Genomic DNA, 15,595 nt, shown 5'->3' with positions numbered 1-15,595 from the left:
GGAGGAAACTATGAAGAAACTGACGACTGCAATGGCAGTTGGCGCGGCGGCGCTGGCTTCCCAGGTCGCTGCGGACACGCAAGGCGTGAGCGATGGCGAGGTGGTGATTGGGTCCGTAAACGATCTGTCCGGCATCTTTGCTGCGGTGGGCGTTCCGGCGGTCAACGGCGCCAACATGCGCTTTGACGAGGTGAATGCCGCCGGAGGAGTGCACGGGCGTCAGATCCGGTTTGTTGTGGAGGACAACGGCTACCAGATCCCGCGCGCGATGCAGGGCTACAACAAGCTTCTGAACCGCGACAAAGCCTTTGCCATGCTTTTGTCTTTGGGCACGCCTATGAACGTGGCAGGCTTCAAACTGCTCGATCCCAAAGGCATTCCAAATGTCGGCCCGCTCTCGGCAGCGCGGCAGATGCTGCAGGAGCCGATGGACAATAAATTCATTGGGTTCTCAAGCTACTACGACCAAGTGCAGGTTGGCGCGAAATACCTTGCGGAAGAGTTTGAGGCCAAAAACCTCTGCACCATGTATATCCCGTCTGACTTTGGCAAAGAGATTGCCGAGTCCACCAAAGACCTTGCGGAGAGCATGGGCCTGACCATGGCCAGCGAAACCACACACAAGCCGGATGAGTTGGATTTTGTTGGCTCTCTTGGCAAACACAAAGCCGCCGGGTGTGATGTGATCACCATGGCGCTTGGCGTGCGTCAGGGTATCACCGTGGTGGGCTCCGCCAAGAAACTGGGCTGGACCGATGTGAAATTCCTCAACACCTCCGCAGGCTTCTTGGAGCCGGTGGCGATGGTGCCGGGCGGTGTGACCGATGGTTTGTATGCCGCATCCGGCTGGCAGGATCTTTATGCACGGGCAGCGGATCCGGTGCCGGGTAAGTTCATTGCCGATTACAAAGCCAAGTTTGATCAGCCTGCGTCCGGTTTTGCCATGCTGGGTTACTCCGCAGCGGACACGCTGGTGCGTGCCTTGGAGGCCGCCGGTCCTGAGCTGACCCACGAAGGCTTCATCGCCGCCATGGAGACGCTGGACTATATGGACGAGCTCACCGGCTCGCAGACCACCTATGGTGCTGACGACCACCGCGGCGCGGATGACGTGGTGATTTCTGTGGTGGAAAACGGCGGTTGGAAGACGGTTGCTGTGAAGTAAGGCGTCTGTCAGCAAGATAAAAAGGCTCCCGGAGGTTTTCGGGAGCCTTTTTGCATGTCAGCTTTTGCCCACATGGCCAAAGCTTTACATAGCCAGGGCGCACATTTACGGTGAGTGGACGAAGAACCAATTCGCTACCTGTACGTGAATTTTGGCTTCAAGGTTTTCCATTCAGAAAAAGCTGTATGCCTTTCCCGTCATCGACATACTCGGCTTCTATGACGGTAAGGTTCTTACTGCCGCGGCCTTTTCTGACACGCCCTGCTAAGTCAAAGTGGGTAGCATACCGTCCTTCGAAGAAGCCCTCAAAGTCGCCTGCTCTCAGCAACAGGTATTGATACGGGTTGGAAAACTCCGCCAAAGCAAAGAACCATTCTTCGTTCAACGTCAAATTTGCGTCATCCGCTAAGACAGGCTTGGGCTTTCCGAGAATTCTTGTATCGTGATGTTGCCATTCTTCTGGTGCGTTTTGGCTTGCTGCAAGGATCCTATCAGCCTCATTGCGTCTCCAGACAACCACCCTGCGGCTATTAAGCAAAAGGATCTCTACGTCACCAGGACTGAATGCGTCAACTTGGATAATTGGTCGGCTCGCTGCCTGCTGAGCAACGACATCAGCTGTGGGTAAACCCGTCCGCGTTAATAGGAAAAGTCCCAAAAAAAGCGAGAACATTACTGCTGTCGCAGTCAGGATATATAGTGCATTTGGACGTCGCATACTGACAGAATGGATAGTTCAATTCGACTTGTGCGCAAAGCCGAATTAGGCGGCACAGCCCGAATAGTCCTACGGGTGCATTAACTTCAACAAGGGCAAAGCGGTCAGACAAACCTCGCGAGCCATCCGTCACACTGGGCGCGAAGCTCACCTTCAGTTTGTGGCAGGGGCGTCCAGTTTTCTGAGCATACAGAAAAATTCCCCGCAGCCGATGGTCTGGTCTGCGGGGAAGGCGGGAGTGAACTTGTTCTTGCACAGTCCCCATAAAGACCGCGCGCCTGTCCCTAAAAAGTCCGCGGCCCTTCCGTGAGTGGATGTGCCCGCGCCACACAGGTTGGAAGGAGGATTCAACCTGGGCGCTCTGGCGACCACCTATCCACAGACATACCTTATTTTGCGGCATTTGGCTACATATTGTGTCGATTTTGCAGCTGCTGTGTAAATACAGCGGGTTACTGCCAGGTCACATCACCCAAAAAGATATAGCCTGCGCCGTAGATGGTTTTGATAAGACGCGGGTTTTTTGGATCTTCCTTGAGCTTGGTGCGTAGGCGGGAAATCCGCACATCCATGGCCCGGTCAAAGCTTTCGCCAGCCGCGCCCCCCAAAGACTCCTGCATCTGCGCGCGGCTGATCAAGCGTTTGGGGCTGTCTAAGAACAGCCGAAGGACTTCGCCTTCCGCATGGCTGAAGGTGGTTTCAGCACCATTTTCATCCACCAGCACGTAGCGGTCAAAAAAGGCGGTCCAGCCGTTGAACACGGCGGTGTTGGCGGCCACCGGCGCGACGGTTTTTTCTTTGCGTAGCCGCGCGCGAACGCGTGCCACCACTTCGGTCGGGTCAAACGGCTTGATGATGTAGTCATCCGCGCCCAGCTCCAGCCCGGTGATCCGGTCCTGCACTTGCGCGCGGCCCGAAATGATGATCACCGCCGCGCCCAGCTCCAACGCCAGGCGATGCACCAGCGACAAGCCGTCTTTGTCCGGCAATCCTAGGTCCACGAGACAGACATCCGGCGTGGTGGATTTGAGCGCCGCTTCAAATTCGGTAGCGCGGGAAAACGCCATGGTGCGAAAGCCCGCGTCTTCCAAAGCGTCCGCCAAAATCATGCGGATTTCCGGTTCATCGTCCAGGATGGTGACAAGCGGGGCGGTCATGGCGGGGCTCACTTCGGATGCAGAAACTGGTCAAGCTGCGCAGCGGTAAAGGGCTTGGGCAGCACCGGCGCACGCGCGGCGCCTTCGATATAGAGATCATGGCTCTGGGGCAAGCTGGTCATCAGATAGGTCGGCACGCGGTCGCGCCCCAATTCGCGGATCAGGTCCACGCCGGTGGCGTCGCCCTCCAGTGAAATATCAGACAGCACCAGTGTGATATCCGGCACCTGATCCAGCAACACGCGAGCTTCGTCGACGCTGGCGGCCTCGATCACCGTGTGCTTCATGTCGGTCAGCATATCGCGGATCAGCCCGCGCAGGTCCGGGTTGTCCTCGACCAGCAGTGCCAAGCCGGGGGTGGAATCCTGTACCGCACGCCGCAGCGGCAAGCGCAGCACCACCTGCCCTCCGGTCTCGGTGTTGGTCACTTTGATGTCGCCACCCACCAGCTTGGTCATGTCATAGACCATCGCCAAACCCAGGCCGGAGCCATCTGCGCCTTTGGTGGTAAAGAACGGATCAAGCGCATGTTCCAGCGCCGCGTCTGAGAACCCCGGACCGGTGTCACGTACAGTGAACTGCACCCAGGTGTTCTGCATCAGCTCGGCGATCAACAGGATGGTGCCGCCCTGACCGCAGGCATGGGCCGCGTTCAACAACAGGTTCACCAGCGAGTCGTGTAACATCGCCGGATCGAGCAACACCGCGCCGTCTGGAATGCTGTTCTCAATGATCAGCGCAACCTCTTCCCCAACCGTCGGCTGCGCCAAGGTTTCCAGCTCGGACAGGAAGCTGGTCATGTCTGTTGGCGCCAGTTTGGGGACCCGAGGCCCGGTTACATTGGCGAGGTTGTCCAGCAATGTACCGCCGCGCCGTGCTGCACCCAAGGTCGCTTCGATCAATGCGCTGGCGTCTTCAGGCAGGTTCATTTTTTGCAGCCGACTTTGTGTGCCTAAAATAATCGTCAGCAGGTTGGAAAAATCATGTGCCAGGCCGCTGGTCATCTGTGCGGCAATTTCCCGGCGCCGGGTTTGCTGCAAAGCCACTCGGGCTTGGGTTTCTTCGGTCACGTCCATCGACAACACGTAGACGCCACGGGCAGCGCCCTCGTTGTCATCTGGTGTAAATGCCGCGCGAATGCGCCGTGTGCTGGGGTGTTCGTTAAACTCAAACACCGACGGTTCGCCTCTGAAGGCCTTGTCCATATGTGGCTTGATATGGCTGTAGGCGTCGTCCCCCAAGGCTTCACTGGCGTGCATACCGACAATGTCTGACGGACGCCCCGGGATCACCGCACTCAGGCGGCGGTTCGAATAGGTGTAAAGCCGATCTGGTCCCACGTGCGCGATATGAGCCGGCATCATTTCTGCTGTCAGCCGCATCCGTGCCTCGCTGTCCATCAGCTGGCGCTTCACTTCTTCCAGTGTCTGTACCGTGGCCTCCAACTCGCGGTTGGTGGCGGACAGTTCCTCGGCGTATTGCAGCAACTGATCCGACAGCTCCTCAGAACGGGAGCGCAGCAACGCCTCTTGTCGTTTGGTGGAGGTGATATCGGTGTAGACCGCCACCCAGCCGCCTTCGGGCAGGGGCGAGCCTTCGACAGAGACCCAGCGGCCGTCTGCCCGTTTGCGCTCAAAGTAATGCGCTTCAAAATTTAAGGCACGGTCGACGCGCTCTTTGATGAAGGCCTCTTTGTCTTCATCACGTACATCGCCATATTCGCCGTTCTCAATCAGAAAGCGGATGGTTTCTGAAAACGGTGCCCCCGGTTGGGACAGCACGCGCGGAATGGAAAACATTTCGCGAAAGCGGGCATTGGCCACCACCAGTTTCAGATCGCTGTCGTAAATCGACATCGCCTGTTTGATCAGGTTCAGACCGGCAACGGTCATGGCCTGGGTGGCTGCGGCTCGCTCCATCTCGGCTCTCCTTCTACACTATCGCTAACACCCAATTTGGGGGTGCGGAAAGGGCGAATTGCAGCTTGTTACAATTCGTAAGGATTGGGAAAACTTTAAGAAAAAGTTGACCAACAGGGTGAAACACGCACCACTAGAGGTGGAGAATCGCTTGCGCGATTTTGGCCCGTTCCGGCGGGCTTAAGGGAGGAAGAGAATTTGGCACAGTCGTCACAGGCGACCGGGGGACTCGCGTCCATTCCGGCGCTGTTGCAGCGGAACGCCGCCCAGTTTGCAGACAAAGATGCATACCGGGAGAAAGAGTTCGGGATCTGGCAGACCTGGACTTGGGCAATGACCGAGAAAGAGATCGAAGCGCTGGCGCTTGGTCTGATCAATCTGGGTGTAAAAGAAGGTGACTTTGTCGCCATTATCGGGCGCAACCGCCCGTATTTCTATTGGTCGATGGTTGCCGCCCAATCCGTGGGTGCGGTTCCGGTACCGGTCTACAACGACAGTGCCGCCGAAGAGATGGAATACATCCTGGGCCACTGTGGCGCGAAATACGCCATTGTTGAGGATCAGGAACAGGTCGATAAGATCATTGAGATCCAGGACAAGCTGCACACCTTTGAGCACATGGTCTACATCGACCCACGCGGGTTGCGGAAATATGACCACCGTCAGCTGCACGAGTTCAGCCACATTCAGGCCCAAGGCCGCGCAGCACATGATGAATTGATTGGTGAGCTGAAAGAACGTCGTGAGAAGCTCGACTATGACAGCACCTGTGTCATGCTCTACACTTCCGGCACCACCGGCAAACCCAAAGGTGTGGTGCTCTCCAACCGTAACGTGATCGAAAGCGCCAAGAACTCGTCCGAGTTTGACAGCCTGACAGGGGACGAAGAAATTCTGTCTTACCTGCCGATGGCTTGGGTTGGCGATTTTATCTTCTCTGTGGGTCAAGCCTACTGGTGTGGGTTCTGCGTGAACTGCCCGGAATCGGCGGAAACCATGATGACCGACCTGCGCGAAATTGGGCCAACATACTATTTCGCGCCACCGCGGATTTTTGAAACATCGCTGACCAATGTGATGATCCGCATGGAAGACAGCGGTGATCTGAAATACGCGCTGTTCCATCACTTCATGGACTTCGCCAAAACCACTGGTGAGAAATACGGCATGCCCAAGCGCAGCTTGGCCAAGCCAGACATGAAGCGCCGCGTGAAAAATGCCTTCCGCTATGCGATGGGTATTGGCTTTGCGATGGAAACCATCGTGGAAAACGGCATCCGCATGGCCTTCACCAAGCTGCGTTACGGCAGCAAGGCACGCGAGCACTTCAAGGCCAAAGATCCAATTCTGCTGAACCTCTATCGTGGCAACCTGCGGGATTACTTCAAGTACCGCATGGGCAACGTGTTGGTGTACGGTCCGTTAAAAGACACGCTTGGTTTTGGCCGTGTGCGTGTGGGCTACACCGCTGGTGAAGCGATTGGTCCGGAAATCTTCGAATTCTACCGGTCTTTGGGCATCAACCTGAAGCAGCTCTACGGTCAGACCGAAGCCACCGTCTTCATCACGGCGCAGCCGGATGGCGAAGTGCGCGCGGACACTGTGGGTGTGCCAAGCCCGGACGTGGAAATCAAAATTGCCGACAATGGCGAGATTTTCTACCGCAGCCCAGGCACGTTTGTGGAGTATTACAACAACCCGGAAAGCACCGCCTCCACCAAGGATGCGGAAGGTTGGGTGGCAACTGGCGACGCGGGCTTCTTTGAAGAGAAAAGCGGCCACCTGCGCATCATCGACCGCGCCAAGGACGTTGGCAAAATGGCCGATGGTTCCATGTTTGCGCCAAAGTATGTTGAGAACAAACTGAAGTTCTACCCGGACATCCTTGAGGCCGTGCTGTTTGGCAATGGCAAGGACCGTTGTGTGGCTTTCATCAACATCGACCTGACGGCGGTGGGCAACTGGGCGGAACGCAACAACATCGCCTATGCCTCGTATCAGGAACTGGCCGGTCACCCGAAGGTGCTCGACAGCATTCAAGGGCACGTTGAGGCCGTCAACCGTTCTGTGGCGGATGACCCGATGCTGGCAGGTTGCCAGATCCATCGCTTCCTGGTTCTGCACAAAGAACTGGATGCGGATGATGGCGAAATGACCCGGACCCGAAAGGTGCGCCGTGTGATTGTGGCGGACAAGTTCAAGGATCTTGTGGATGGTCTCTATGACGGCTCCACCAGCGTCTCGACCAATACCGAAGTGACCTATGAGGACGGCCGCAAAGGTTCGATCAGTGCAACGCTTGAGTTGCGCGACGCCAAAGTTGCGCCCATGGCCAGCAAGATAGCAGCGGAATGAATGACATGAGCAACGACAGCTACGTCACAGAAGACGGCCGCACCATTGGCCCGACTGTGATGGAAATGAAAAACATCACGCTGCGCTTTGGTGGTGTGAAAGCGATCACCGACATCAGCTTTGACATCCGCGAAGGCGAGATCCGCGCGATCATTGGTCCAAACGGCGCGGGTAAATCCTCGATGCTGAACGTGATCTCCGGCTTCTACGTGCCGCAGGAAGGTGAAGTTTGGTACAAAGGCGCCAAGCGTCCGCCGATGAAGCCGTATCAGGTGGCGGAACAGGGCATCGCCCGGACCTTCCAGAACATCGCGCTGTTTGAAGGCATGACCGTTTTGGACAACGTCATGACCGGCCGCCTGCGCCAGATGAAAGCCAACATGTTTGAGCAAGCCATCTGGAAAGGCAAAGCCGAGCGCGAAGAGGTTGAGAACCGCGAGAAAGTTGAGAGAATTATCGACTTCCTTGAGATTCAAGCGATCCGCAAAACCCCGGTTGGCCGTCTGCCGTATGGCTTGAAGAAACGTGTTGAACTGGCGCGCGCCTTGGCGGCGGAACCTTCTATCCTGCTTCTGGATGAACCCATGGCGGGCATGAACGTTGAGGAAAAAGAGGACATGTCCCGCTTTATCCTCGACATGAATGACGAGTTTGGCACCACCATCGCGCTGATTGAGCACGACATGGGCGTGGTGATGGACCTCTCTGATCGGGTTGTGGTGATGGACTACGGCAAAAAGATCGGCGACGGCACCCCAGACGAAGTGCGCAACAACCAAGACGTCATCGACGCCTATCTGGGGGTGGCACATGACTAAGCCCCTCTTTGATCTGAAAGCTAAAATCGGAGGCGTGAGCGATGCCTGAACAACTCGTATTTGCGATGGAGGTCTTCACCAACGGCCTCATGTCCGGGGTGCTCTATGCGCTCGTGGCGCTGGGCTTCGTGCTGATCTACAAAGCCTCCGGCATCTTCAACTTTGCTCAGGGTGTGATGGCGCTGTTTGCCGCGATGACTCTTGTGGGCATTCAGAACGGCCAAGTGCCGTTTGCCCACCTGATCAACGCGATCTTCGGCACCCATGTGCACACCTTTGGGTGGAACATTTCCTCGGCCTTTGCGCTGATCCTCACCGTGGGTGTGATGATCCTGCTGGCCTGGGCCGTGCAACGCTTTGTGTTCCGTCATTTGGTGGGGCAGGAGCCAATCATTCTCTTCATGGCCACCATTGGTCTGGCTTATTTCCTCGAAGGGTTTGCGGACCTGATGTGGAACTCGGAGATCAAAACGCTGACCTTCTGTCTGCCGGGCGAGCTGTGCCTGCCACAGGGCATGAACCTGGCGATTGACGATGCCGCCTACAACGCCTGGGGCGTGGGTTTCTTCATCGACAACCTCGACATCACCGCAACTTTGGTTGCCATCGTTTTGGTGATCGCGCTGGTCGCATTTAGCCAATACACCAAACAGGGCCGTGCCATGCGCGCTGTGGCGGATGACCACCAAGCGGCGCTGTCTGTGGGCATCTCCCTGAACTTCATCTGGGTTCTGGTCTGGTCTCTTGCAGGTTTTGTGGCACTGGTCGCAGGCATCATGTGGGGCGCCAAATCGGGCGTGCAGTTCTCGCTGTCCCTGATCGCGCTGAAAGCTCTGCCGGTTCTGATGCTGGGTGGCTTTACCTCGATCCCGGGCGCCATTGTCGGCGGTCTGATCATTGGTGTCGGTGAGAAGATGTTCGAATATTGCTTTGGCATCGGTCAGTGTTTTGGCGGCGTGATCAACCTTGGTGGCGCAACCGAGAACTGGTTTGCCTATGTGCTTGCCCTCGTCTTCCTCGTCTTCCGGCCCCAAGGCCTGTTTGGCGAAAAGATTATCGAGCGGGTCTGATTACATGTCCAAGCTGATCGCCCTCTTAAACGTCATCGCCTGGTCCGGCTTCTGGGTCTTTGGATACCTCGCCTTCACCGGTGATGTCTCCCGCCCGGAAGAATTGACCACGGCCGCCCTGGTGGCAGCGTTTGGTGGTCTGCTTGGGATCTGGACCTTCTTCCGGCTGGCCCGCGACGCGGAAACCTCCGGCTATGCAAAACCTCGGAACCGGGCGGACCGGTCCCACCTTGAAAAAGAATACAACGAGGAGACCGCCTGATGTTCTATCGTGAAGCTGGCGATTTCAAAAAGACCTACTCGGCTGACAACCAGACGTTCCCGATCAAGATTGACCGCGTGGGATACTACCTTGCTCTGGTTGTGGCCTTTCTGGTGATCCCGTTTGTGATCAATGATTACTGGGCCAACGCCATTCTGCTGCCGTTCCTGATCTACTCGATTGCGGCCATCGGCCTGAACATTCTTGTGGGCTACTGTGGTCAGGTGTCGCTTGGCACCGGCGGTTTCATGGCCGTGGGCGCTTATGCCTGTTACAAACTGATGACCTCCTTTCCGGAGGTGAACATCTTCTTCCACGTGATCCTGTCTGGCGGCATCACCGGACTGGTCTGTGTTCTCTTTGGCTTGCCAAGCTTGCGCATCAAAGGCTTCTATCTCGCGGTGGCAACACTAGCGGCGCAGTTCTTCCTGGTGTGGCTCTTCAACCGGGTGCCGTGGTTCTACAACTACTCCGCCTCCGGTCAGATCAACGCGCCAGAGCGCATGGTCTTTGGCATTCCGGTGACCGGTCCAAACACTGAATCCTGGGCAACATACTTGTTCTGCCTTGTGTTCCTTGTGCTCAGCGCCCTCATCGCGCGCAACCTGACACGCGGCATGGCTGGCCGGAAATGGATGGCCATTCGCGACATGGACATTGCGGCTGAAATCATTGGTGTGAACCCGCTGAAAGCCAAGATCTCCGCTTTTGCTGTGTCGGGCTTCTTTGTTGGCATCTCCGGCGCGCTGTTCTTTGCGCTCTATCTAGGCGCGGTAGAAGTTGGCGAGGCCTTTGGCATCACCAAATCATTCCTCGTGCTCTTCATGATCATCATTGGTGGTCTGGGCTCCATCTTCGGCTCCTTCGCAGGCGCGGCCTTCCTGGTGCTGCTGCCGGTGGTGTTGAAAGTGGTTGGCGTGGACATGCTCGGCTGGCCCACTGACATCGTGGCGCATTTGCAGCTTGTGATTGTTGGCGGCCTGATCATCATGTTCCTGATCCTGGAACCACACGGCCTTGCCCAACTCTGGCGCGTGGCGAAACAGAAACTGCGGTTGTGGCCCTTCCCGCACTAAGGCGGGGCCAGAGCCAACCATTCCGGGGCGGGGAGGCCCCGGCAATCAACATCGGACTAACCATGGGAGGAAAACCCCGATGAAAACTAAATTTGCAACGATGGCCGTAGCGGCCGTAATGGCAGCAGCCCCAGCAATGGCGGACCTTGTGTTCCCATCCCTGAGCTACCGCACCGGCCCTTACGCAGCAGGCGGCATCCCGTTTGCAGACGGCTATGCCGACTATTTCACCCTGCTCAACGAGCGTGATGGCGGCATCGGCGGCGTTCCAACCCGCCTGCTGGAATGTGAAACCGGCTACAACACCGAAAAAGGTGTGGAATGCTACGAATCCACTAAAGGCGAAGGCGCGCTGGTATATCAACCGCTGTCCACTGGCATCACCTATCAGCTGATCCCAAAAACCACCGCTGACAACATCCCAATGCACACCATGGGTTACGGTCGTACTTCTGCTGCAAACGGCAAAGTGTTCAGCCACACCTTCAACTACCCAGGCACATACTGGAACGGTGCGTCCGGTGCGGTGAACTACCTGCTGGCTGAAAACGGCGGCGACCTGAAAGGCCACAAAATTGCGCTGGTCTATCACAACTCTGCTTACGGCAAAGAGCCAATCCGCACGCTCGAAGAGCTGCAGAAGAAGCACGGTTTTGAACTGAGCCTGATGCCTGTTGACCACCCTGGTCAGGAGCAGAAGTCTCAGTGGCTGCAGATCCGTCGTGAGAAGCCAGACACCGTTCTGATGTGGGGCTGGGGTGTGATGAACCAGGTTGCCATTCAGGAAGCTGCCAACATCCGCTTCCCAATGGAAAACTTCATCGGCATCTGGTGGTCCGGTGCGGAGCATGACGTTCTGTCCGCAGGCGCCAAAGCCAACGGCTACAAAGCGCTGACCTTCCACAATGTGGGCCGCGACTTCCCAATCTTTGACGACATCCAGAAACACGTTGTGGATACTGGCAAAGCAGCGGGCGCAGGCGATCAGATCGGCAACGTTCTCTACAACCGTGGCATGTATGCAGCGATGCTCGCAGCTGAAGCGGCCAAAACCGCTCAGGAAATCCACGGCGTAGCGGACATCAACGCCGGCCAGATGCGTGACGGTATGGAAGCTCTGTCCATCACCGAAGAGAAGATGGCCGCGCTGGGTATGCCAAACTTTGGTCCTTCCTTTGACGTGTCCTGTGAAAACCACGGTGGCCCAGGCCTCGTTGGTGTGACCCAGTGGGATGCGGACAGCCAGACTTGGTCCCTGATCTCTGACTTTGCAGAAACCGACCAGGAAGTGATCGGCGCGCTGATCGCGGAAGATTCCAACGCATATGCGTCTGAAAACAACATCGAAATGGGCTGTAAGTAAGCCTGTTTGAAACCTTTGTCCCGGCCGGGCGCACCGGCCGGGACACCCTAGAACGTGAGATGAAAGACAACGCACATGCTTGACGCTGGTCGCACCCAAGAGACCCTTCTGGAGGTCAACAACATCGAGGTGATCTACAACCACGTGATCCTCGTGCTCAAAGGCGTGAGCCTTGCGGTTCCCAAAGGCGGTATCACCGCATTGCTGGGCGGCAACGGCGCAGGCAAAACCACCACGCTGAAGGCCATCTCCAACCTGCTGCACTCTGAGCGCGGCGAGGTGACCAAAGGCTCCATCACATATCGTGGCGAGCCCATTGCGGAATTGGACCCGGCGTCGCTGGTGAAAAAGGGCGTGATCCAGGTGATGGAAGGTCGTCACTGTTTTGAACACCTGACCGTTGAGGAAAACCTGCTGACCGGGGCCTATACCCGCAGCGGTGGCGATGTCGCCGCTGACCTCGAAATGGTCTACAACTACTTCCCGCGTCTCAAAGAACGTCGCAAATCTCAGGCGGGCTATACTTCTGGTGGTGAGCAACAGATGGTTGCCATCGGTCGCGCGCTGATGAGTAAACCGGAGTGCATTCTGCTTGATGAACCCTCCATGGGTCTGGCGCCACAACTGGTCGAAGAGATCTTCAACATCGTGAAAGATCTGAACGAAAAAGAAGGCAACACCTTCCTGCTCGCCGAACAGAACACCAACGTCGCCCTGCGCTTTGCGCATTACGGCTACATTCTGGAAAGCGGCCGTGTGGTGATGGATGGCCCGGCCGATGAGCTGCGCGAAAACCCTGACGTAAAAGAATTCTACCTCGGTATGAGCGACGACGGGCGGAAATCCTTCCGTGATGTGCGCTCTTATCGCCGTCGTAAGCGTTGGCTGAGCTAAAACGCCGCAAATTTTCGGCGCGCAGATCGGCGCGCCACCCCGCCCAAACCTATCGGGCAGACATACCCCACCGCGCCCCCCAAATTGGCGGGCGCATAGGAAGACTTTGGCCGCTTGATACGGCTTTGGACCACAAAGGATGGCATCACATGAGCCGCTTTTTTGACGATTTGGAAACCCGCAGCGCCGATCAGCGCGCCGCTGATCTGGCCGCTTCTTTGCCGGCACAGATCGCACGGGCCAAACAATTACCAGGTTTTGCGGCCTCTCTGGCAGACACTGCTCCGGCCAAGGTGACCTCGGTGGACGACCTTGCCAATCTGCCGGTCCTACGCAAATCCGAACTGGGTGCGGCGCAGAAGGCCAGCGGCCCGCTTGGTGGCTTTGCCGATCTCAGCAATCCCAACATTGCGCATGTGTTCCAATCCCCTGGCCCGATCTATGAACCCGGTGGCAACACCTCGGATTGGTTCCGCTTTGGCCGCGTGCTGCACGCGGTAGGCATTGGCGCGAATGACATCGTGCACAACTGCTTTAGCTACCATCTGACCCCGGCGGGCATGATGTTTGAAAGCGGCGCGCGCGCCGTGGGCGCCAAGGTGCTGCCAGCGGGTGTTGGCCAGACCGAAATGCAAGTCCGCGCGGCGGCTGACATTGGCACCACCGCCTACGCGGGCACGCCGGACTACCTCAAAATCATCCTCGATAAGGCCGAGGAGATGGGTGAGAAACTCAAGATCACCAAAGCCACCGTAGGCGGCGGCGCGTTGTTCCCAAGCTTGCGTCAGGAATACGCCGATCGCGGCATCACCTGTCTGCAGGGCTACGGCACGGCCGATCTTGGCTCCATCGCTTATGAATCTGAAGCGATGGAAGGCATGATCATCGACGAAGGTGTGATTGTGGAAATTGTCACCCCCGGCACGGGCACTCCGGTAGCCCCCGGCGAGGTGGGCGAAGTGGTTGTGACCACACTCAATCCAGACTACCCGCTTATCCGTTTTGCCACTGGCGACCTCTCCGCCATCCTCCCTGGGCAAAGCCCGTGCGGGCGGACCAACATGCGTATCAAAGGTTGGATGGGCCGTGCCGATCAAACCGCCAAGATCAAAGGCATGTTTGTCCGCCCCGAGCAGGTGGCAGCGCTTGTGGCGAAACACGACGAGGTCACCAAGGCCCGCGTGATTGCCACCCGCGCAGGTGAGATGGATGTGATGACCGTCCAAATCGAAAGCCCCGGCGGCGATGAGGCCGCATACGGTGCCTCCGTGGCGGACGCGCTGAAACTCAAAGGCAAGATTGAGATCGTCGCGCCGGGCAGCCTGCCCAAAGACGGCATCGTGATCGAAGATCAGCGCAAATACGACTAACCCCTCTTCCCCTGAGCCCGGCGCCAGCATTGGCGCTTCGGCTAGGCCCGTCGCTTGCGGCGGGCTTTTTCTTTTGGGGTGAGTGAAATTTTTTAGTCCAGGTGGTCGAAAAAGATTGAAGCAGCCCCAAGGTCTACCTAAGTGTAGCGGGTCATCTTTTGGAATGGAGCCAAAACCATGAAAATCAGTTGGGATCTGCCGCAAAAACGCAAAGGGATTGCTGGGGTGATCGATGGGCTGATTGGTCCAGGCGCAACCCCCGCAGAAAAGGCGCTCCAGTTGTATCTGCCCTTTGGATTTGGTGCCATCGTGTTGCTCGCCGGTTTGGTGTTGGACTTCGGATGGTCAGTGGCGCAGTTCGTGGTGATCGCAGTGTTGGCGGTCGATATGATGGGTGGGGTGATCACCAACGCAACTTCCACGGCCAAGAGATGGTTTTTCCGCGAAGGCCAAGGGATCAAACAGCATCTTGGTTTCGTGGCGATGCACGTTGCGCAAACCGCATTGTTTGGATGGGCGTTTATGGATCTGGATTTGCTTTGGATTGGCAGTGTGTTTGTGGTGCTGTTTGGGTTCAGCGCCGCAATCTTGACCATGCCGCTGTACCTTCAGCGGCCAATAGCGAGCTTCCTGTTTGTGGTAGCGATGTTCTTATCGCTTTATCTTTTTGAAACGCCGCAGGAAGTGCAGTGGTTCCTGCCCATGCTCTACTACAAAATTCTAATTAGCCACGTACTTCGAGAAGAGCCTTATCAGCCAGACTAGATGTCGTTGATTTGACCACTTAAATACCCAATCAACAGACGCCCCATCATGCGCTCCATCGTCTCTTGTGCTGCCTCCTCGCCGACAATCTCCGCCACCACCGCATGGTGGGTTGTCATTGACAGTTGCATTGCCTCATCTTGGGCGATCTCTGCCGCCGATTTGCCGCGTAGGTAGTCAAACAACAATGCCATTTCACTGCCAAAATCCGATGCCATAGCCTCGGTTAACGCTTGTAACTTGACCTCCTGTGAGGCGCCGCCAATCTGCGGAACAGCTACAGATTTCATCACCTCTTTTGTGCAGGCCAGAAACAGGGCCTCTTTTGTGGGGAAGTAGTGGTAGAGCGCCGATTTGGACACGCCCAGATGGGTGGCCACTTTGCGCATGCTCACGCCCCCATAGCCATGTTCGGAAAAATAGGAAGCTGCGCGCAGCGCTAAATCGACGCGGTGGGCATCATGATCTACAATCTTCGGCATTTATTTCGTCCATTTGGTCTAAAAACTATTTGACACGTCTCCCTACTGAGGTCTAGGAGGAAATTGTTTTCGTCCAGATGGTCTAAAAAGATGTTCCCAACGCGCACTCCACCTCTCTTCCGCCTCGAAGTCGTGCTGGCCTGTGCTGTGTCGGTTGGCATCCTCTGTAAGATCGAGGACG

The 15,595-nt window shown here is 56.8% G+C and carries 14 protein-coding genes; 10 read left to right on the top strand and 4 right to left on the bottom strand.

The features are described 5' to 3' along the window. Positions 1 to 10 precede the first annotated feature (10 nt). Positions 11 to 1,165, top strand: coding sequence for an ABC transporter substrate-binding protein (locus tag Q0955_RS05760; protein WP_299421165.1), 1,155 nt, complete (start codon positions 11 to 13; stop codon positions 1,163 to 1,165). Between the two features lie 157 nt (positions 1,166 to 1,322). Here the strand turns inward: Q0955_RS05760 and Q0955_RS05755 are convergent, their stop codons facing one another. The 3 genes from Q0955_RS05755 to Q0955_RS05745 form a co-directional block, all read right to left on the bottom strand. After that, positions 1,323 to 1,838: a hypothetical protein gene (locus Q0955_RS05755; protein WP_299421163.1), complete on the bottom strand. Its 516-nt coding sequence runs from the start codon at positions 1,836 to 1,838 to the stop codon at positions 1,323 to 1,325. Between the two features lie 497 nt (positions 1,839 to 2,335). Next, on the bottom strand, positions 2,336 to 3,040 hold the full coding sequence (locus Q0955_RS05750; RefSeq protein WP_299421160.1) for a response regulator transcription factor: 705 nt from the start codon (positions 3,038 to 3,040) through the stop codon (positions 2,336 to 2,338). A gap of 8 nt (positions 3,041 to 3,048) precedes the next feature. Beyond that, positions 3,049 to 4,959, bottom strand: a complete 1,911-nt coding sequence (locus tag Q0955_RS05745) for a PAS-domain containing protein (RefSeq protein WP_299421158.1) — start codon at positions 4,957 to 4,959, stop codon at positions 3,049 to 3,051. Between the two features lie 198 nt (positions 4,960 to 5,157). On the opposite strand from Q0955_RS05745, the gene Q0955_RS05740 reads away from it, so the two are divergent. The 9 genes from Q0955_RS05740 to Q0955_RS05700 all read left to right on the top strand — a co-directional run bounded on the left by Q0955_RS05740 (position 5,158) and on the right by Q0955_RS05700 (position 14,932). After that, positions 5,158 to 7,314, top strand: coding sequence for an AMP-binding protein (locus tag Q0955_RS05740; protein WP_299421155.1), 2,157 nt, complete (start codon positions 5,158 to 5,160; stop codon positions 7,312 to 7,314). Next, positions 7,311 to 8,132, top strand: a complete 822-nt coding sequence (locus tag Q0955_RS05735; protein WP_299421153.1) for an ABC transporter ATP-binding protein — start codon at positions 7,311 to 7,313, stop codon at positions 8,130 to 8,132. Before Q0955_RS05740 ends, Q0955_RS05735 begins: the two co-directional genes overlap by 4 nt. A gap of 41 nt (positions 8,133 to 8,173) precedes the next feature. Continuing rightward, entirely contained in the window at positions 8,174 to 9,202 is a 1,029-nt protein-coding gene (locus tag Q0955_RS05730) for a branched-chain amino acid ABC transporter permease (RefSeq protein ID WP_299421150.1), read from the top strand. Positions 9,203 to 9,206: 4 nt separating this feature from the next. Further along, a complete protein-coding gene (locus tag Q0955_RS05725; protein WP_299421147.1) occupies positions 9,207 to 9,464 on the top strand; it encodes a hypothetical protein in 258 nt (85 codons plus the stop codon). Next, positions 9,464 to 10,540, top strand: a complete 1,077-nt coding sequence (locus tag Q0955_RS05720) for a branched-chain amino acid ABC transporter permease (RefSeq protein WP_299421145.1) — start codon at positions 9,464 to 9,466, stop codon at positions 10,538 to 10,540. The genes Q0955_RS05725 and Q0955_RS05720 overlap by 1 nt, the downstream gene beginning before the upstream one ends. Positions 10,541 to 10,619: 79 nt before the next feature. Beyond that, positions 10,620 to 11,903: an ABC transporter substrate-binding protein gene (locus Q0955_RS05715; protein ID WP_299421142.1), complete on the top strand. Its 1,284-nt coding sequence runs from the start codon at positions 10,620 to 10,622 to the stop codon at positions 11,901 to 11,903. A 75-nt stretch (positions 11,904 to 11,978) separates the two neighbouring features. Next, complete coding sequence (locus Q0955_RS05710; protein ID WP_299421140.1) at positions 11,979 to 12,797, top strand: ABC transporter ATP-binding protein; 819 nt, start codon at positions 11,979 to 11,981, stop codon at positions 12,795 to 12,797. A 149-nt stretch (positions 12,798 to 12,946) separates the two neighbouring features. Then, positions 12,947 to 14,167 (top strand): AMP-binding protein, encoded by a 1,221-nt coding sequence (locus Q0955_RS05705; protein WP_299421138.1) that lies wholly within the window; start codon positions 12,947 to 12,949, stop codon positions 14,165 to 14,167. Between the two features lie 177 nt (positions 14,168 to 14,344). After that, a complete protein-coding gene (locus tag Q0955_RS05700) occupies positions 14,345 to 14,932 on the top strand; it encodes a hypothetical protein (RefSeq protein WP_299421135.1) in 588 nt (195 codons plus the stop codon). Here Q0955_RS05700 and Q0955_RS05695 read toward each other — a convergent pair. Then, entirely contained in the window at positions 14,929 to 15,414 is a 486-nt protein-coding gene (locus Q0955_RS05695; RefSeq protein ID WP_299421132.1) for a TetR/AcrR family transcriptional regulator, read from the bottom strand. The genes Q0955_RS05700 and Q0955_RS05695 overlap by 4 nt on opposite strands. Positions 15,415 to 15,595 lie beyond the last annotated feature (181 nt).

Origin of the sequence: uncultured Shimia sp., assembly GCF_947493595.1 — a bacterium.
GTDB lineage: Bacteria > Pseudomonadota > Alphaproteobacteria > Rhodobacterales > Rhodobacteraceae > Shimia.
This window is presented reverse-complemented; position numbering and strand designations above follow the sequence as displayed.

Coding starts and splice junctions, on each gene's coding strand:
- Q0955_RS05730 (WP_299421150.1), top strand. CDS start 8,174: ATGCCTGAACAACTCGTATTTGCGATGGAGGTCTTCACCAACGGCCTC.
- Q0955_RS05725 (WP_299421147.1), top strand. CDS start 9,207: ATGTCCAAGCTGATCGCCCTCTTAAACGTCATCGCCTGGTCCGGCTTC.
- Q0955_RS05715 (WP_299421142.1), top strand. CDS start 10,620: ATGAAAACTAAATTTGCAACGATGGCCGTAGCGGCCGTAATGGCAGCA.
- Q0955_RS05720 (WP_299421145.1), top strand. CDS start 9,464: ATGTTCTATCGTGAAGCTGGCGATTTCAAAAAGACCTACTCGGCTGAC.
- Q0955_RS05735 (WP_299421153.1), top strand. CDS start 7,311: ATGAATGACATGAGCAACGACAGCTACGTCACAGAAGACGGCCGCACC.
- Q0955_RS05760 (WP_299421165.1), top strand. CDS start 11: ATGAAGAAACTGACGACTGCAATGGCAGTTGGCGCGGCGGCGCTGGCT.
- Q0955_RS05705 (WP_299421138.1), top strand. CDS start 12,947: ATGAGCCGCTTTTTTGACGATTTGGAAACCCGCAGCGCCGATCAGCGC.
- Q0955_RS05695 (WP_299421132.1), bottom strand. CDS start 15,414: ATGCCGAAGATTGTAGATCATGATGCCCACCGCGTCGATTTAGCGCTG.
- Q0955_RS05750 (WP_299421160.1), bottom strand. CDS start 3,040: ATGACCGCCCCGCTTGTCACCATCCTGGACGATGAACCGGAAATCCGC.
- Q0955_RS05755 (WP_299421163.1), bottom strand. CDS start 1,838: ATGTTCTCGCTTTTTTTGGGACTTTTCCTATTAACGCGGACGGGTTTA.
- Q0955_RS05710 (WP_299421140.1), top strand. CDS start 11,979: ATGCTTGACGCTGGTCGCACCCAAGAGACCCTTCTGGAGGTCAACAAC.
- Q0955_RS05700 (WP_299421135.1), top strand. CDS start 14,345: ATGAAAATCAGTTGGGATCTGCCGCAAAAACGCAAAGGGATTGCTGGG.
- Q0955_RS05745 (WP_299421158.1), bottom strand. CDS start 4,959: ATGGAGCGAGCCGCAGCCACCCAGGCCATGACCGTTGCCGGTCTGAAC.